The organism is Saccharothrix lopnurensis (assembly GCF_042658445.1).
GTDB lineage: Bacteria > Actinomycetota > Actinomycetes > Mycobacteriales > Pseudonocardiaceae > Actinosynnema > Actinosynnema lopnurensis.
In genome coordinates this window covers 90,735-108,044 of record NZ_JBHSQO010000023.1, presented here as the reverse complement: position 1 = coordinate 108,044, position 17,310 = coordinate 90,735, and the positions used below count along the sequence as shown (strand labels likewise).

The window sequence follows — 17,310 nt, the reverse complement described above, 5'->3', positions numbered from 1 at the left end:
GGGGTCGACCCGGGCAGGGTCACCGGGCAGTCCGCGCCGTCGTCCTCCACCGCCGCGATGGACACGTCACCGGCGGCGGCCCGGAGGGGCGTGGTCTTGGCCGTCGCCACCAGTGCTCCGGCGAGCGTCAACGCCGCTATCGCCAGCATGATGACCGTCGAACGGATTTTGGAGCGACCCAAACTGATGATCACCGATGCTCTCCTTTGAGACAGGTGGGCGGTAGGTCGCGACCACGACCGCTGATCACGTACCGACTGTCTAAAGTTTCGGACCGATTGCCGAAAGTTGTCAACACCGCTGCATCTCATCTGCCTGTCGTGCGGCCGAATGCCGTGCTCGGGTACGGCAATATGGTGCGGCAAGGGCGGTTTTCGGTGCACCGAAACTTTCGATAGACGTCATGCCCAGCGCGGCTCATTCCGCGGTGGTCATCATGGAGATCGCTACCGTTGCCCCGGCTCCCGGGGTCGCGGTCGGCGCGACGGGGCTCGGCCACGGAGGACAGGAGCGGTGATGGCGGGGAAAGCGGCGGTGTTCGGCCTGGTGACCCTCGTCCTGGTCGCCGGCGCGGCGATCCAGCAGGGGCCGCGCGCGGCGGTGTTCACGGGGCTGGGGTGCGCCCTGGCGGGGGTGGTGCTGCTCCTGCTCGCGCGATACCGGACGGGCGGGAGCTGAGCGTCAGGCGTCGCGGCGGTTCGGGCCGTCGCCGTCGGCCTCCGGCGGGAGGGGTTCGTCCGGTCCGGGGGCGGTGTGCGGCCGGGTCAGGGAGCGCAGGCGTCGCGCGAACTCCGGGTCCTCGGTCTCCAACCGACCCTCGATCGCCCGGAACAGCTCCCGCTCCCCGGGGCTCAGCACGACGGGCGCCAGGAGGAGCGCGGCGCGTCCCGACCCCGCCACGCCGCAGCGGTGGTGGGGGAGCCGGTCGCGGAAGCGGCGCCGCGCGCCGAACCCGGCGGTGACCAGGCCCGTGGCGAGGGCGGTGGCCACCGGTGGGGTGCGGGTGAGCGAGGCCAGCAGCAATCCGATCAGCACGAGCCACAGCGACCACCGCATGTCGGCCCTCCCCCCGCCCCCCGGCTCGGCGGCCGACACCCCGGCCGCCGTTCCCCTTGATGCTCTCCTGGCCGGGCGATGGGCAGAAGGGGTGAACGCGGCCGAGTGGAAGCCCCGTTCCTTGCCGGACACCGGCAAGCAGCGCGTTCGCCGCGTCCACCACGCGCACGGGCACGCCCCGCACCGCCAACCCGCACGCCGCCGCCAAGCCGGTCGGTCCGGCGCCCACCACCACTGCCGTGCAGGGCCGTGGCGGTCACCAACAGGTGTTGATCACTGACAGTTCGCCGCGAGCCCGGCCGGAACGGGAGCCGGATGTCACGCCGGCGCGGTCGCCTGGCTCTTCTTCAGCTCGTTGAGGGCGCGCCAGAAGCCGTCGAACAGGTCGCGCAGCTGGACCAGCCAGGTCAGCGCGCTCGACAGCGCCTTGCCCAGCGCCCTGAGCATGTTCGCCACGAGGCGCACCACCTGCGCGATCTTGGCGGTGGCCTGGGCCACGACCACCGGCGCCGCCGCGCCCAGCGTGCAGGCCAGCTCGATCGCCCAGCTCACCAGCGCGCCCGCCAGGGTCGCCAGCAGGTCCCGGATGGCCACCCGGATGCCGCCGACCACCTCGGCCATCGCCAGGGTGATGCCCGCGATGCCGTGCGCGCCGCCCGCCGCGCCCTGGGCGATGCCCGCGATCGCCTCCGCCTTGCGCAGGTAGCCGTCGGCGGCGTCCCCGGTCCAGGAGGGCACCCCGCCGCGCGCGGTCTCCCGGAACTCCTCGCCCAGCGCGAGCATCTCCTGCTCGATGTTGGTCCAGGTCTGGGCGTAGCCCTTGACCATGTCCGGGTTGCCGGTCACCGCGTGCAGCGCGGCCCGCGCCGGCTCGACGTGCTCCAGCATCCAGGAGAACAGCTGCCCGGCGACGTAGGCGATCGGGTCGACCGCCGCGCTCGCCACGTCCAGGGCGCCCGCCGCCACGCCGGAGATGATCAGGCCCAGGTCGTTCTGGTCGATGCCCTGGGCGATGGTCCACCCCGCCTCGAACGCGGTGATGCCGGTCATGAAGCCGGTGCCCTGCTCGGCGTCGGGCGCGCCCGTGTTCTCCAGGGGGTTGAGGTCCTGGAGGTAGTTGTTCCGCAGGTCCGACCGCTCGTCCACCAGCGGGTTGGTGCTGGAGCCGTCCACGTCGACCATCAGTTGCCTCTCCCGACGCGCGGCGCCGCCGACACGGCCTCCAGCGACCTGACCAGCGCCCGCAGCACCGCCGAGACCTTCTCCTCCGCCTCGCGGTAGGTCTTCGCGGTGTCGCCGAGGTCGGTCACCAGTTGGCGCAGGCTCTCCGAGGTGGCCTGGAGGGTGTCCACCCCGCGTTGCTGCGGGTCCTTGAGCAGGTCGGCGAACGGCCGGCACAGCAGGCCGTAGGCGTCGTCCAGGCTCGTGACGTGGCGGCCCGCGTCGGTGGCGGTGTCCGCCCGCGTCGCGAACCCGTCGAGCGCGCCGGCCTGGGCGGCCAGCTCCCCGGAGTCGACGGTGAACCCGTCTCCCATGGTCCTTCACCCTCCTCAGCGCAGGAACGACCGGTCTTCCCAGCCGTCGTCGGGTCCGTCGCCGCCCGGCGGCCGGCGCGGTGGCGGCTGCTGCTGCGGCGCGTCGTCCTCGACCTGGCCGATGCGCAGCTCCCGGTGCGCCTCGCGGCCGGCGTCCGGCTCCACGACCTCGTCGGGGAACCGCTCCCGGTACTGCGCGACGATGTTGCGCGCGGGCGCGTCGTCCACCGGCACGGTCGCCGCGACCAGGTCCTGGACCTGCTGCCGCAGCTTCGCCTGGGCGTTGCGCATCGCGGCCATGACCTGGGCCGAGATCGCCGCCGGCTCGGCGCCCCGCGCGCGGTCGGTCAGCGCGATGTCGGTGGGGACGCCGTTGCTGTCCACGGTGACCCGGGCGGTGCCGTCGGGCGACGAGGCGCTGGCGCTGGTGGCGTTCATCTGCTGTTGCAGCCGCAGGTACCGCTGCGCCCGCTGCTCAAGACCGGCGGCCCACCTGTCCAGGTCCTCCGCCGCCTTCGCGGGGTCGGGGTTGATCACAGGAGTCCTTTCCGGATGGTCGCGGGACGTCGTCGCGGTGGTCGTGGCGGGTTCGCACGCTAACCGCTCACCGGCGACCTCGCGGGCTTTTCGCCAGGTTCGCCCGATCAGGGGGTGGCCGGCCGCCGGGCCCAGCGGTTCCGCCGGGTCAGCACCAGCTCCCGCACCAGCGGGGCGTCGTCCACGGGCAGCACCCACTCGCCGGCGGCCGTCCGCACCAGCAGCGCGGGGCCGGGCGGGGCGTGGAGCACGGTGCCGTCCGGGAGCTGGAGCCAGGTCACGGGGGTGGGGCGCGGCGGCAGCGCGATCACCACGACGTCGCGCAGGTGGGCGAAGGGCACGACGCGCTCGGCGCGCGGGCCGGCGCCCCGGCCCCGGTGCAGGCGGGCGGACCAGGTGAGCCGGTCCTCCCCGACGTCGAGCCGCGCCGAGGCCAGGTCCGGCGTGGCGAGCGCGAACCGCACGGCGAGCGTGAGCGTGAGGTCGGTGGCGCCCAGCTCGGGCACCACGGGCGTGGTCAGGGCCCGGTTCGCCCGGTGGGCGAGGACGCAGGACGAGATCGCGCACGCCCAGGCGACGACGAACAGCACGCCCGCGGCGGCCCGCCCGCCGGAGGAGGACGAGTGCGAGAGCGCCAGCCCGGACCCCGGGACGACGCCGAGCAGCACCTGGCACCCCGCGACGAGGAACGCCGAGGCCAACCAGGACGACGGCTCCGCCGACCCCCGCCGCAGCCGCAGCACCCCGACCCAGGCCGCGGCCACCGCCGCCGACACCGGCAGCACCGCCCACCACGACCCGGCCAGCACGGCGAACACCGCGCAGACGCCCGCCACGGTCCACGGCAGCACCACCGCCGACCACCGCAGCAGCCGGGTCGTCCGCGCCCACCGCGGTTGCAGCGCCGCCACCGCGCCCGGGTCGGTCACACCGGGGATCGCGCCCGGGAGCACCCTCATGCCGTCACCGCCCGCGGGGGCCGGGACCACCGGGTGGCCCGGTGGGGTGAGGGCCGGCACGTCGACCGGAAACGCATGGGGTCCTCCGTCCACGTCGAACAGCCCACCGCGGTCACGGGTGGGTGTGCCGACCGGACTCCTCGACGTCGCGCGCCAAGATGCCGCACCGCGGGGTGCCGGCGCAAACCGGGGGTCCGGCGGGCGGTCACCCGGCCGACGTGGTCGCCAGGTAGACGGTGCTGGTCGCGTCGCGCCCCTGGAGGGGGTTGGGGAAGCGGACCACTTCGGCGACCGCGTGGGCGAAGTGCTCGGCCAGCGCCGCGGTGTAGCCGTCGTCGGGGGGTTCGTTGGACCACAGGGCGAACACGCCGCCGGGGTGGAGCCGCTGGGTGAGGCGGTGGATGCCGGGGGAGCCGTAGAAATCGGCGTTGTCCGGGTGCAGCAGGTGCCGGGGCGAGTGGTCGACGTCGACGACCACCGCGTGGAAGCGCCGGTGGGGCGTGGTCGGGTCGAGCCCGTCGGCGGAGCGCGCCAGGGCGAAGAGGTCGGCGTGCAGGAGCGTGCAGCGGGGGTCGCCGGCCAGCTCGGTCCCGCCGGGCACCAGGCCCCGGCGGTGCCAGTCGATGACCTCGGCGAGCGCGTCGACGACCAGCAGGGACCGCACGCCCGGGTGCTCCAGCACGGTGCGCGCGGTGTAGCCGAGCCCGAGACCGCCCACGAGGACGTCCAGCGGCCCGGTGAGCCCGGCGAGGGCCTTGCGCGCCAGCTCCACCTCGGAGACGGTGAACAGGCTGGACATCAGGAACTCGTCGTTGAGCTTGATCTCGTGGACCTCCCGGTCGAAGACCGGGTCCCAGCGGCGGCGCAGGACGAGTTCGCCCAGCGGTGTCCGGCGCCAGTCGAGCTCCTGGAAACGCGCACCCATCCGGTTGCCTCCGTGTCGTCCCTCGTCGGTCGTTGCCGAGCACCGCGGTGGTCCTCGGGGAACGAGGCCGGGCGGCGCCATGATCGCAGCAGTGGCGCGCGCCGGTCGCGGGGAGGCCGATCGCGAGGTCGGGGGGCGGTGGTCGGCCGGCAGTCGGCAGCCCGCCGGAGTGCACGTCCGTTGTGGACACCGCCGGCCCGCCGGTGGTGCGGCACGCCCTCGCGGGTGCCGCGCCGACCGGGAGCACGCGGGAACCGGGGCGGGCGGTCGGGACCACCCGCCCCGGCGCGCGGGCGTCAGGCGTTCGCCCTGGTCCACTGCTGGTTGTTGCCGCTGTTGCAGGCGTACTGCTTGATCAGCGTGCCGTCGGCGGTCGAGGCGCTCACCACGTCCAGGCACTTGCCGCTGTGGCGGGCCACGACGCGGACGTAGCCGTTGCCCGCGTCCTGCAACTGCCACTGCTGGTTGGCGCCGCTGCCGCACGTCCACTGCCCGACCACGGCTCCGTCGGTGGTGGAGCCGGCGTCCACGTCGAGGCACAGGCCGCTGTGCCGGGCGACCAGTCGGTAGTGGCCGTCACCCGTGCTCTGCGCCTCCCACTTCTGGTTGTTGCCGCCGTTGCAGGGGTACTGCTTGACCTGCGCCCCGGTGACCTGGCTGGAGGAGGGGACGTCCAGGCACTTGCCGCTGTGCCGGGCGGCCAGCGTGTAGGCGGGGGAGGACACCGGGGTCACGGTGCCCGTGGCGGTGTCGATGGTCAGCCGGGACGCGTAGCTCATCGACATGGTGGTGCCGCTGGGGAAGCTCAGCGGCAGCCACACGTACCGGGAGTCGTTGACCCGGCCGTCCCAGGCGCCGGCCCACCGGTCGCCCAGGTACAGGTAGGAGGTGGTCTGCGAGCCCTGGACGGGCAGCACGAACGCGGTCTGCGAGTTGTAGGCGGTGCCGTCGCCGACGTTGGCCAGCGCGCTCCACGTGCCGGCCACGCTGCTCGCCGTCGCGTACTTCTGCTGGTTGGGGGCCCAGCCGGTGGCGCCGGAGGTGAGCAGGAAGTACACGCCGTTGCGCTTGAACAGCGCGGGCGCCTCGCGCCAGGAGCCGGGCCACAGCACGTGCACCCTGCTGCTGACCTGGCGGTAGTCGGCGGTGAGCCGGTAGATGTGCAGGTCGGCGTTCTCCCGGGCGGCGGAGATCATGTACCCGGTGCCGTCGTCGTCGCGGAACAGGGTGATGTCGCGCGACATGTGGTTCAGCGGGCGGAAGCTGCCGTGCCAGGTGTAGTCCCCGTCGACGGTGGCGGAGCTGGCCACGGCCGCCCTCGCCTCGCCGTAGTCGCTGCCGTTCTCCTTGTGCATCCACATCACGAAACGGCCGGTCGAACTGTTGTAGATCACTTTCGGTCGTTCGATGTTGGCCACCGCCAACTCGGGGTTCGACGCCTGGGTCAGCACGTCCTTCCGGAATTCCCAGGTGCGCAGGTCGGTGGACCGGTAAACGGAAACCGCGCGGAAGGTGTTGTCCGCGTTCCGGTTTTCGCCGAACCAGTAGTAGTGCTGGTCCACCTTGATGACACCGCCACCGTGCGCGTGCACGACCTGCCCGGACGTGTCGGTGAACTGCGTTCCGTTGGCGATGGTGACGGGAGCCGCCTCGGCCGGTGTGACCAGCAGGGCGCTCCCGAGCAGGACCGCCGAGAGCACGGCGGTGGAGCCACGGCGTTGTGGCACGGCAACTCCTTGCAGGGAGGGTGTGTGATTCCGATCTCAGTCAGGTTAAGAGGACATGACCGACGGCAGCAAGGGGTGAAGTGAAAAATAGGACACGAGCCGACCGTGTTCAGGTCGCCGGAGAAGAAAAACGGAAATCGGCGCAGAGAAGCGAAGAAAAACGTTCAGGGACGGTTGCCGGTGGCCTGGCGCGGGGTTCGCGCGGGGGAGCCGGTCGAATCCCGTTCGAGCAGTTCGGAGCTGAGCACGACCCGGCGGACGGGCCGGTCCGCGCCGTGCGCCAGGCGGTCGAGCGCCAGGTGCACGGCGGTGCCGCCGATGGCGTACTTGGGCGGTCGCACGGCGGTGAGCGGGGGGTGGGCGAACCTGGCCACCTCGTCGTCGTAGGCCACGACCGCGAGGTCACCGGGCACGCGCACGCCCCGCTCCTCGGCCCGCTGCACCAGCGACACCGCCTCCCGGTCGGAGTGCACCACGAGCGCGGTGGCGCCCTGCTCGGCGCACAGGTCCAGGACCCGGTCGACGTCCACGCCCCAGCCCGGCTCGTAGTAGGCCGCGACGAGCACCTCCGGGGCGGGCGGGAGGTCGAGGTCGGCGGTCGCCCGGTGCCAGCCGTCGCGGACCTGGCCGGACGTGGGGCTGCTCGCGCTGACGACGAGCCCGATGCGGCGGTGCCCCCGGCCGTGCAGGTGGCGCACCGCCAGTTCGGCGCCCGCGGCGTGGTCGGTGCGCACGGACTCGACGTGCTGGCGGTAGGGGCCCGACACCGCGGAGCGCTCGACCAGGACCACCGGCACGGCCAGGGCCGTCAGCCACGAGACCAGCTCCTCGGCCTCCGCGCCCCGGGTGGGCGGCGCGACGAGCAGCGCGTCCACCGCGCCGCTGCCGATCATCCACTCCGCCTGGTGGCGCACCTCGTCGACCCGGTAGGACGCGCCGCGCAGCACGAGCCGGGCGCAGTTCTCCTGCGCGGCGTCCTGCGCGCCGCGGATGACCTCGGGCCAGTAGTAGTCGAGCGAGGGCACGACCATCCCGATGGCGGGCGTGGCGCCCGGCCCGCGCCCGGGGAGGGCGGCGGACGCGCCGGTGACGAGCCTGACCCCGCCGTGCACGCGCTCGACGAGACCTTCGCCGGCCAGGTCGTTGACGTCCCGCCGGACGGTCACCGGGGTGACGCCCATGATCCGGGCGATGTGGGTGATGCGCAGGACGCCCCGGCCCGCCAGGTGCTCCAGCAGCCACTGCCGCCGCGCGGCGGGCAGCATCGCGCCCCTGGCGTCCGCTCCGGGTGTGTCCGCCATGACCGCCTGCTCGCCTCGGGTGGTGATCGAAACTGATCGTAACAACGAACCGTACAGCCTTGCTTCCGCTTTGTGACTGGGATTGACTGTTTATTGTCGACAAGCGGTGAAACGATCAGCGAGAGAGGGTGAGGCTCGTGGAGCAGCGCTACGCGACCGCGCCGCAGCAGGTGCCGTCGATGACGACGGAGGAGCTGCGGGGGCACTACCTGGTGGAGGAGCTGTTCGCCGACGACGAGGTGCGGGCGGTGCACAGCCACCACGACCGGGTGGTGCTGGTGGGCGTGGTGCCGCGCACCGGCCCGTTGAGCCTGCCGGGTTTCCCGGAGATCCGGGCGGAGCGCTTCTTCGAGCGGCGTGAGGCCGGGATCGTCAACGTCGGCGGCGCGGGCACGGTGACGGTGGACGGTGAGGAGCACCGGCTCGCGCCGACCGCCTGCCTCTACGTCGGCCGGGGCGCGGTGGAGGTGTCCTTCGCCTCCGACGACACCGACGCGCCCGCCGCCTTCTACCTGTTCTCCGCGCCCGCGCACACCGCTTACCCGACGGTGTTGGTCGAGCCCGGCGGTGGCACGGTGCGCGAGCTGGGCGACCCGCTGACCTCGAACCGCCGGACGCTGACCCAGTACGTCCACGAGGACGGCGTGCGCAGCTGCCAGGTGGTGATGGGCGTGACCGCCCTGCACCCGGGCAGCATGTGGAACACCATGCCCGCGCACACCCACGAGCGGCGCACGGAGGTGTACCTGTACTTCGGCCTGCCCGAGGACGCCCGGGTGGTGCACCTGCTGGGCGAGCCGACCGAGACGCGGCACCTGGTGGTGGCCGACCGGCAGGCGGTGATCTCGCCGCCGTGGTCGCTGCACAGCGGCGTGGGCACCGCCTCCTACAGCTTCGTGTGGGCCATGGCGGGGGAGAACCAGTCCTTCGACGACATGGACCCGCACCCCGCGGCGGTGCTGCGGTGAACCCGGAGGTGTCGGGCCTGTTCGACCTGACCGGGCGGGTCGCGGCCGTCACCGGCGCGAGCCGGGGCATCGGCCTGGCGGTGGCGCGGCTGCTGGCCGCCGCGGGCGCCGACGTGATCGGCGTCAGCGCCTCGATGCCGGGGGGCGACAGCGCGGCGCGGGCGGCGGTGGAGGGCGAGGGCCGGGTGTTCACCCCGGTGCGCACCGACCTGGCCGACCCAGGGCAGGTGGCGGAGCTGGGCGCGCTGCTGGCCGCGCGGGATGTGGACGTGCTGGTCAACAACGGCGGCACGATCCGCCGCGCCCCCGCCGCCGAGCACGCCGACGCCGATTTCGACCACGTGCTGGCGGTCAACCTGCGCGCCACGTGGGTGCTCTCGCGCGAGGTCGGCCGGTCGATGCTGGCGCGCGGCTCGGGGCGGATCGTGAACATCGCGTCGGTGCTGAGCTTCCAGGGCGGGATCACCGTGCCCGGCTACACCGCGTCGAAGGCGGGCGTGGCGGGGCTGACCAAGGCGCTGGCCAACGAGTGGGCCCACCGCGGCGTCAACGTCAACGCCGTGGCCCCCGGCTACGTCGCCACCGACAACACCGGCGCGCTGCGCGCGGACCCGGACCGCACCCGGTCCATCCTGGAGCGCATCCCGGCCGGCCGCTGGGCCGAGCCCGACGACATCGCCGGCGCGGTGCTGTTCCTCTGCTCCCGCGCGGCCGACTACGTCCACGGCACCGTGCTCCCGGTCGACGGGGGCTGGCTGGCCCGGTGACCCCTCCGGTCAGCCCGCCGGCGGGGCCGTCGAACCGCGCACGCGCAGGGACGGGGTGATCACCACCCGGTGCGTCGGCCGGTCGGGGTCGTGCAGCCGGGCCGCCAGCAGCGCCAGCGCCGCCCGCCCGATGGAACGCCGCGGCGGGCGCACCGCGGTCAACGCCGGGGTGAACAGCGCCGCCACCTCGTCGTCGTAGGCCACCACCGACAACCCGGCGGGCACTTGGACGCCGCGCTGCTCGGCGCGCTGGACCAGGGCCATCGCCTCGGTGTCGGCGTGCACGAGCACCGCCGTGGTCCCGGTCGCCGCCAGCCCGTCGAGCACCGCGTCCAGCGCGGCGTCCCAGCCGGGCACACCGGGCCGGGGGACGGCGGTGTCCACGGTGGACGCCGGGTCGAGGCCGGTCTCCGCGCACGCGTCCAGCCAGCCGCGGTGCACGTGCGGCGAGGTGGGGCTGTGCTCGCTGGTGACGACGCCGATCCTGCGGTGCCCCAGGGAGGAGAGGTGGTGCACGGCCATGGCCGCGCCCAGGGCGTGGTCGGACACCACGGACTCCACGACCGCCTGGCGCGGGCCGACCGTCGCCAGGCGCTCGACGAGCACGACCGGGGTGTCGATGGTGCTCAGCCACTCGATCGTGGCGGCCGAGGACGGCGCGGTCAGGCTCGGCGCGGCGATCAGGCCGCACACGTCCTCGTGGTCCAGCAACCGCTCCAGTTGCGGCCGGTCGTCGGCGCTCTCGTAGGACGACCCCCGCAGCAGGATGCGCAACCCCTGCGCGGACGCCTCCTCCTCGGCCCCTCGGACGACCTCCGGCCAGTAGTAGTCCAGCGAGGGGACCAGCATCCCGGCCGAGCCGAGGTACGGGGGTCGGGCGGCGTCGAAGGGCGCCGCGCCGGGGACCGGGGTGTCGGCGGTGCGCAGGGTCGCGCCGCCGTGCACCCGGTGCAGCAGGCCCTCCCCGGCGAGGTGCGCGATGTCGCGGCGCAGCGTCACGGGGGTGACGCCCATCCGCTCGCTGAGGTCGGAGATCCGGACCACGCCGTCCCGGTGCAGCGCTTCGAGGATCGACGCGCGCCGGCTCGCGGCGAGCGTGCGGGACTCGGGGTTCACGGCGCCCCCGCCGCGGTGGTGCCCCAGGACGACGGCACGCCGCGTGACGGCACGCCGCGTGATGGCACGCCGGGCGCTGTCGCCGGCCCGGACGGCACCCGGTCCGCGCCGACCGTGCCGTTCCCCGTGCGCGCTCTCGTCACCGCGGACCCTCCCGTTGTTCGGACGTGGGCCCAATTATGTGGCCGGCCGGTGGTGATCCCTCGCGCCGACAGGCCGGGCTGGAGGTCCGGGCGCGCCCCGGTAACCGCGGCCGGTCGGGACGGTCCCGCTCCGTGTGACCCTTGACACGATCACTCGTGCACGTATTTACTGTTTGACGAGCAAAGCGATCAAAAACGAAAGTAACTGCGCATCGTGTGATCGAACGTCTTCCGACGACGAAGGACGGGCACATGCCGCCGGAACCCCTCCCGAGGGCCGCCGAAGCAGCCGCCGAGCGGACCCGCGAGCAGTGGACCCGCAAGCAGTGGACCCGCAAGCAGTGGACCCGCGAGCAGTGGACCCGCGGGCAGTGGGCGGCCACGGCCGACGGGATGCTGCGCGCGGTGCGCCCCCACGGCTCCCCGGGCCACGCGCGGATCTCGCTGCCCGGCCCGACCGGCGGCTACGGCGCCGACGTGGACGGCCTGGAGGGCTTCGCCCGCACCTTCCTGCTCGCCGCGTTCCGGCTCGCCGGCGAACACGGCGCGGACCCGGACAACCTGGCCGAGTGGTACGCCGAGGGCATCGCGGCGGGCACGGACCCCCGGTCCCCGGAGCGCTGGGTGCGCCTGGACGAGCACGGGCAGGCGAAGGTCGAGGCCGCCTCGCTGGCGCTGGCCCTGGACCTGACCCGGCCGTGGCTGTGGGACCGGCTCGACCCGGCCGTGCGGGAGCGGGTCGTGGACTACCTCGCCCCCGCCGTGGGCGACCCGACCTACCCGCGCATCAACTGGGTGTGGTTCCGGCTGGTCGTGCAGGCGTTCCTGCGCTCGGTCGGCGGCCCCTGGTCGGCCGCCGACGTCGAGGAGGACCTCGCCACCCACGACGGCTTCCGGCGCGAGGACGGCTGGATGGCCGACGGCCACGAGCGCGCGTTCGACCACTACGTGGGTTGGGCGCTGCACCTCTACCCGCAGCTGTGGGCCCGGATGCCCGGCGCGGCCGGCTTCGCCGAGGACCGCCGCGCCCGCGACACCGGGCTGCTCGACCGCTTCCTGCTCGACGCCGTCCACCTGGTCGGCGCGGACGGCTCGCCGCTGGTGCAGGGCCGCAGCCTGACCTACCGCTTCGCCGCCGCCGCGCCCTTCTGGGTCGGGGTCCTCGCCGAGGTCCCCTCCACCCCGCCCGGTGTCCTGCGCCGCGCCGCGACCGCCGTGGTCCGCCACTTCACCGACCGCGGCGCCCCCGACGAGCGCCGCCTGCTGTCGCTGGGCTGGCACGGCCCGTGGCCGCGCATCGCCCAGTCCTACTCCGGTCCGGGATCGCCGTACTGGGCGGTGAAGGGGATGCTCGGGCTGGTGCTGCCCGCCGAGCACCCGGTGTGGACGGCCGACGAGCAGCCGCTGCCCGTGGAGCGCGGCGACTTCGTGCGGGCGATCACGGCACCGGGCTGGCTGGTCACCGGCACGGCCGCCGACGGCGTGGTCCGGGTGGTCAACCACGGCACCGACCACGCCACCCCGGGCGACACCCGCGGCGACTCCCCGCTCTACGCCCGCCTCGGCTACTCCACCGCGACCTGCCCCCCGCTGGACCCCGGGAGCTGGGCCGACCCGTACGACCAGGCCGTGGTGCTGCTCGACGCCGAGGGCCGGGCGTCCCACCGGTCCGGCATGGCCGCGGGCCCCACCCGGGTCGTCGACGCCGACGGCGTGGCCGTGGGGTTGGGCTCCTCGTCCGGCGTGGTGCGCTGGCTGGAGCCCGACGAGGAGCAGGTCCACCACGGGTCGGGCTGGACGGGCCGCCACCACGACGCCGGGACCGCCACGGTGCACTCGCTCGTGCGCGGCCCGTGGGAGGTGCGCCTGGTGCGGGTCGACGACCTCGCCGAGGACCGACCTCCCGCGGCGCTGCGGCTGTCCGGGTGGCCCGTCGCGGGCGCGGAACTCGACATCGCCCCCGGCCCGGCGCCGGCCGTGCGCGCCGACGGCGGAACCCGGTCGGCGCTCACCGTCCTGCTCGGCCGGGCGACCGGCGCGGGCGTGTCCGTCCGCGCCGACGCCGGACCCCTCGGACCGGTCGCCGCGGTCCCCCGGGCGCACTTCCCCGCCCTGCCCGGCGAGTGGTTCGCCGTCCTGCTGGACCTGGCCCGCGACGACGGACCCCGGTCCGCCGAACCCGGGCTGCGGCTCGACCGCGACGGATCGACGACCTGGGTCGCCACCCGGTGGCCCGACGGCGTGCGGACCCGCACCGCACTGCCCTGACCGGACTGCCCCGACCGGCGGGCACCGCACACCCGGCGCCGGCGCCCGCCCTCCCGTTGGCCGACCAGGAAGTGAAGGACCATGCGACACCGGCACCCCAGGCGGACCGCCCTCACGGCCGCCGTCACCGCCCTCGCGCTCACCGCCACCGCGTGCGGCGGGAGCGACACCGCCGACAGCGGCGGCCCGGTCACCCTGACGATGAGCGCGTGGAGCCTCAACTCGACCCCCGAGTTCACGAAGCTCGCCGAGGCGTTCCAGGCGGAGAACCCGGACGTGAGGGTGGAGTTCAAGGAGTACGACGCCGCCAACTACGACACCCAGCTGACCGCGGACCTGGCCGCCGGCAGCGCGCCCGACATCTACGCGCTCAAGACCCTCAAGAACTTCATCACCTACCAGAGCGGCGAGCAGCTGCTGGACGTGTCCGACGTCGCGGCGGGACTGGGGAACCGGGTCAACGGCCTGGGCAACTACCAGGTGGACGGCGTGGCCTACGCCGTGCCCTACCGCCAGGACTCCTGGTACCTCTACTACAACGAGGACCTCTTCGCCGCCGCCGGCGTGGCGCCGCCCACCGACACCTGGACGTGGGCGGAGTACGAGCGGGCCTCGGCCGACCTGACCGCGGGCCTGAAGGCCGCGGGCTCCCCGGCCAAGGCCGCCTACCAGCACGTGTGGCAGTCCACCGTGCAGGGCCTGGCGCTGGCCCAGACCCCCGGCGCGGACCTGAACAGCGGCGACTACGGCTACCTCGAGCCCTACTACGAGCGCGCCCTGGCGCAGCAGGCGTCCGGCGCGCAGGTGGACTACGGCACGGCCACCACCAACACCCTCCAGTACCAGGCGCAGTTCGGCACGCAGCAGGCCGCGATGATGGTGATGGGCAGCTGGTACGTCGCCACCCTCCTCGCCCAGCAGGAGTCCGGTGACGCGCAGCCCTTCCGGTGGGGCTTCGCGCCCGCGCCGCAGCGGGACGGCAGCACCGAGGACCGGCCGGTCACCTTCGGCGACCCCACCGGTCTCGGCATCAACCCCGCCATCGACGAGGGCGAGGTGGCGGCGGCCAAGGAGTTCCTGTCCTTCGCGGCGGGGGAGGGCGGCGCGACCGCGCTGGCGTCCATCGGCATCACGCCCGCCACGCTGACCGAGCCGGTGACGCGGGCGTACTTCGCGGTCCGGGGCGTGCCGGGCGACGAGCTGTCCCGGTTCGCCTTCACCACGCACGACACCCGCGCGGAGAACCCCGTCTCACCGGAAACCGCCGCGTTGCAGAACATCCTCCAGGACACCCACTCGGCGATCATGTCCGGCAGCACGCCGGTGGACGAGGCCCTGCGCGAGGCGGGCGACCGGGCCCGCAGCGAGGTGCTCGGGTCCCGCTGACCCCCGTGCGGGCCCGGTGCCCCGTCGCCGGGCCCGCACCGGTCCCCTCCCGCACCCCACCCACGCAGGAGCACAGAGCCGATGAGCACCACGACGGTCGGCGGTCCGCGCACCCCGGCGGACCGGAGCAAGCGGTGGTACCGGGCGCGCCGGTCACTCCAGGGCGCCTCGTTCGTCCTGCCCAACTTCCTCGGCTTCGGCCTGCTCACCCTGGGCCCGGTCGTCGCGCTGTTCTACATCTCCCTCACCAACTGGAACGTCTTCGGCACCGCCAGGTGGGTCGGGCTGGACAACTTCACCCGCCTGGCCCGGGACGCGAGCTTCCACCGCGCCCTGCTCAACACCCTGTACTACTCGGCTTTCCACATCCCGCTCACGCTCGCGCTGTCGCTGGGCCTGGCCCTGCTGCTCAACCGGAAGCTGCGCGGCGTGGCGTTCTTCCGCACCGCCGCGTTCTTCCCCTACGTCACCTCGATCGTGGCCATCGCCATCGCGTGGAACCTGCTGTTCAGCCGGGACGCCGGACCGGTCAACCAGCTCCTGGGCCTGGTGGGGGTGGACGACCCGCCCGGCTGGACCGCGTCCTCGGACTGGGCCATGCCCGGTGTGGTCGTCGTCAGCGTCTGGCGGGAGGTGGGCTACTACATGCTGCTGTTCCTGGCCGGGCTCCAGACCGTGCCGCCGGAGCTGCACGAGGCGGCCCGGATCGACGGCGCGACCGCCTGGCAGCGCTTCCGCAACGTGACCCTGCCGTGCCTGCGCCCCACGACCTTCTTCGTCACGGTCATGCTCACCATCGGCAGCTTCAAGGTCTTCGACCTGATCCTGGTCATGACCAACGGCGGCCCGGGGCAGTCGACGCTGGTGCTGTCCCAGTACATCTACCAGAAGGGCCTGGTGGAGAACCGGTTCGGCTACGCCTCCGCCATCTCCGTCGTGCTGTTCCTGCTCTGCACGGCGGTCACGGTCGTGCAGTTCGCCGTCAACCGCAGGAGGAACCCCTGATGGCCGCGCCGCACACGCTGCCCGACCCCGCCCCGCCCGGCGCGGTCGACCCGGGGACGCGACCCGGGACGCCACCGCGCCGCCGCACCGGGCGGCTCCCCGCGCCCGGCCGGGTCCTGGGCCACACCGTCCTCGCGGTGGCGGCGGCCGCGCTGCTGCTGCCGTTCTTCTGGATGGTCTCCTCCTCGCTGAAGACCGACAACGCCGTCTTCTCGGTCCCGGTGAGCTGGTTCCCGGACTCGCCGCGGTGGGCCAACTACGTCGAGATCTGGCGGGTCTCGGACCTGCTGGGGTGGTTGGGGAACACGGTGTTCCTGTCGGTGGTCGTCACCGCGCTCCAGCTGCTCACCGGCAGCTTCGCCGCCTACGGGTTCGCCAAGACCCGCTTCCCGGGGCGCAACCTGCTCTTCGTGCTCTACATCGGCACGATCGCCGTGCCGTGGCAGGCGTACATGATCCCGCAGTTCATCCTGATGTCGGAGGTCGGGCTGACCAACACGCCGTGGGCGATCGTGGCCCTCCAGGCGTTCGGCGCCTTCGGCGTGTTCCTGATGCGGCAGTACTACGCCACCATCCCCGACGAGCTGTGCGAGGCCGCGCGCGTGGACGGCCTGAGCGAGTACGGCATCTACTTCCGGATCATGCTGCCGCTGTCCGTGCCCGCCCTGGCCGGCCTCGCGCTGCTGACCTTCGTGACCACCTGGAACGACTACCTGGGGCCGCTGATCTACCTGCGCGACCCCGACCTGTGGACGATCCAGCTGGGGCTCAAGTCGTTCGTCAGCCAGTACAACGCCGAGCACGCCCTGATCATGACCGGCTCGGTGCTGTCCGTGCTGCCCGTCGCGGTGGTGTTCCTGCTCGGGCAGAGGTACTTCGTCGAGGGCATCGCGACCAGCGGGGTGAAGGGGTGACGGCCGTGTCGCACGAGACCTACGCCCGGGTGTTCGGCACCGTCCACGGCCTGCTTGCCACCGGCGTCCTCGTGGTGACCGCGAGCGCGCCGTTCCTGGCCGTGCTGCTGTTCACCCCGGTCGCGACCGCCTGGCCGCTGCTGGTGCTCACGGCCCCGGTCCTGGGACCGGCCGTCGCCGCCGCGCACGCCGTGGGCGCCTCGATCGCCCGGGACGACGGCTCGCCGGTCCTGCGCGGGTTCTGCCGCGCCTGGCGCCGGCACGCCCGCCGGGCCGCCGCCGTGTCCGGCGCCGCGACCGCCGCCCTGCTGGTGCTGGCCGTGGACCTGCGCGCGGCCTGGGGCACGCCGATCGGGGCCGTCGCCACCCCGGTCCTGGCGGTGCTGGTCGTGCTCACCGCCGCGACCGCGCTGGTGGCGCTGACCGGGGTGGTCGAGCACCCCGACGTGCCGGTCCGCCGCCTGGTCCGGGCCTGCCTGTTCCTGGCCGTCCGCCGGCCCCACCTCACGCTGGTGTCGCTGGCCGCCCTGTGGGTGCTGGCCGCCGCGGTCGCCGCCGCGCCCGTCCTCGCGCTCACCCTGCTCACCGGCCCGGTGCTGCACGTCGTCGGCGTGAGCGGCCGGGCGACCCTGAGCCCCCTGCGCGCCCGCGCCGAACGGCCCGACCCGCGCTCCGCCGCGGCGCGCTGAACCCCGCGCCCGCC

The 17,310-nt window shown here is 73.9% G+C and carries 17 protein-coding genes; 8 read left to right on the top strand and 9 right to left on the bottom strand.

Features of this window, described 5'->3' with window-relative positions:
* Positions 1 to 516 precede the first annotated feature (516 nt).
* A complete protein-coding gene (locus ACFP3R_RS22270) occupies positions 517 to 678 on the top strand; it encodes a hypothetical protein (protein ID WP_380638305.1) in 162 nt (53 codons plus the stop codon).
* A gap of 3 nt (positions 679 to 681) precedes the next feature.
* Here ACFP3R_RS22270 and ACFP3R_RS22265 read toward each other — a convergent pair whose 3' ends face one another.
* The 8 genes from ACFP3R_RS22265 to ACFP3R_RS22230 all read right to left on the bottom strand — a co-directional run bounded on the left by ACFP3R_RS22265 (position 682) and on the right by ACFP3R_RS22230 (position 8,040).
* A complete protein-coding gene (locus tag ACFP3R_RS22265) occupies positions 682 to 1,056 on the bottom strand; it encodes a DUF3040 domain-containing protein (protein ID WP_380638304.1) in 375 nt (124 codons plus the stop codon).
* A gap of 318 nt (positions 1,057 to 1,374) precedes the next feature.
* Positions 1,375 to 2,238, bottom strand: coding sequence for a hypothetical protein (locus ACFP3R_RS22260; protein WP_380638303.1), 864 nt, complete (start codon positions 2,236 to 2,238; stop codon positions 1,375 to 1,377).
* Positions 2,238 to 2,591 carry a type VII secretion target gene (locus tag ACFP3R_RS22255; RefSeq protein WP_380638302.1) on the bottom strand — a complete coding sequence of 118 codons (354 nt, stop codon included), beginning with the start codon at positions 2,589 to 2,591 and terminating at the stop codon, positions 2,238 to 2,240. Before ACFP3R_RS22255 ends, ACFP3R_RS22260 begins: the two co-directional genes overlap by 1 nt.
* Before the next feature lie 15 nt (positions 2,592 to 2,606).
* Positions 2,607 to 3,128 (bottom strand): YbaB/EbfC family nucleoid-associated protein, encoded by a 522-nt coding sequence (locus ACFP3R_RS22250; RefSeq protein WP_380638301.1) that lies wholly within the window; start codon positions 3,126 to 3,128, stop codon positions 2,607 to 2,609.
* Positions 3,129 to 3,235: 107 nt separating this feature from the next.
* Positions 3,236 to 4,087: a hypothetical protein gene (locus ACFP3R_RS22245; protein ID WP_380638300.1), complete on the bottom strand. Its 852-nt coding sequence runs from the start codon at positions 4,085 to 4,087 to the stop codon at positions 3,236 to 3,238.
* A 205-nt stretch (positions 4,088 to 4,292) separates the two neighbouring features.
* Complete coding sequence (locus tag ACFP3R_RS22240) at positions 4,293 to 5,012, bottom strand: spermine/spermidine synthase domain-containing protein (RefSeq protein ID WP_380638299.1); 720 nt, start codon at positions 5,010 to 5,012, stop codon at positions 4,293 to 4,295.
* A gap of 296 nt (positions 5,013 to 5,308) precedes the next feature.
* Entirely contained in the window at positions 5,309 to 6,739 is a 1,431-nt protein-coding gene (locus ACFP3R_RS22235; RefSeq protein ID WP_380638298.1) for an RICIN domain-containing protein, read from the bottom strand.
* Between the two features lie 164 nt (positions 6,740 to 6,903).
* On the bottom strand, positions 6,904 to 8,040 hold the full coding sequence (locus ACFP3R_RS22230; RefSeq protein WP_380638297.1) for a substrate-binding domain-containing protein: 1,137 nt from the start codon (positions 8,038 to 8,040) through the stop codon (positions 6,904 to 6,906).
* 128 nt (positions 8,041 to 8,168) lie between these two features.
* On the opposite strand from ACFP3R_RS22230, the gene kduI reads away from it, so the two are divergent.
* Both kduI and ACFP3R_RS22220 read left to right on the top strand, forming a co-directional pair.
* On the top strand, positions 8,169 to 9,008 hold the full coding sequence (gene kduI / locus ACFP3R_RS22225) for a 5-dehydro-4-deoxy-D-glucuronate isomerase (RefSeq protein ID WP_380638296.1): 840 nt from the start codon (positions 8,169 to 8,171) through the stop codon (positions 9,006 to 9,008).
* Complete coding sequence (locus ACFP3R_RS22220; protein ID WP_380638295.1) at positions 9,005 to 9,775, top strand: SDR family oxidoreductase; 771 nt, start codon at positions 9,005 to 9,007, stop codon at positions 9,773 to 9,775. Before kduI ends, ACFP3R_RS22220 begins: the two co-directional genes overlap by 4 nt.
* Before the next feature lie 9 nt (positions 9,776 to 9,784).
* On the opposite strand, the gene ACFP3R_RS22215 is transcribed toward ACFP3R_RS22220, so the two are convergent.
* On the bottom strand, positions 9,785 to 10,891 hold the full coding sequence (locus ACFP3R_RS22215; RefSeq protein ID WP_380638294.1) for a substrate-binding domain-containing protein: 1,107 nt from the start codon (positions 10,889 to 10,891) through the stop codon (positions 9,785 to 9,787).
* Between the two features lie 395 nt (positions 10,892 to 11,286).
* On the opposite strand from ACFP3R_RS22215, the gene ACFP3R_RS22210 reads away from it, so the two are divergent.
* From ACFP3R_RS22210 to ACFP3R_RS22190, 5 genes are all read left to right on the top strand, one after another.
* Entirely contained in the window at positions 11,287 to 13,302 is a 2,016-nt protein-coding gene (locus tag ACFP3R_RS22210) for a DUF2264 domain-containing protein (protein WP_380638293.1), read from the top strand.
* 81 nt (positions 13,303 to 13,383) lie between these two features.
* A complete protein-coding gene (locus ACFP3R_RS22205) occupies positions 13,384 to 14,688 on the top strand; it encodes an ABC transporter substrate-binding protein (RefSeq protein ID WP_380638292.1) in 1,305 nt (434 codons plus the stop codon).
* A gap of 81 nt (positions 14,689 to 14,769) precedes the next feature.
* A complete protein-coding gene (locus tag ACFP3R_RS22200) occupies positions 14,770 to 15,693 on the top strand; it encodes a carbohydrate ABC transporter permease (RefSeq protein ID WP_380638291.1) in 924 nt (307 codons plus the stop codon).
* Positions 15,693 to 16,607, top strand: a complete 915-nt coding sequence (locus tag ACFP3R_RS22195; protein ID WP_380638290.1) for a carbohydrate ABC transporter permease — start codon at positions 15,693 to 15,695, stop codon at positions 16,605 to 16,607. Before ACFP3R_RS22200 ends, ACFP3R_RS22195 begins: the two co-directional genes overlap by 1 nt.
* On the top strand, positions 16,604 to 17,296 hold the full coding sequence (locus ACFP3R_RS22190; RefSeq protein WP_380638289.1) for a hypothetical protein: 693 nt from the start codon (positions 16,604 to 16,606) through the stop codon (positions 17,294 to 17,296). Before ACFP3R_RS22195 ends, ACFP3R_RS22190 begins: the two co-directional genes overlap by 4 nt.
* Positions 17,297 to 17,310: the final 14 nt, after the last annotated feature.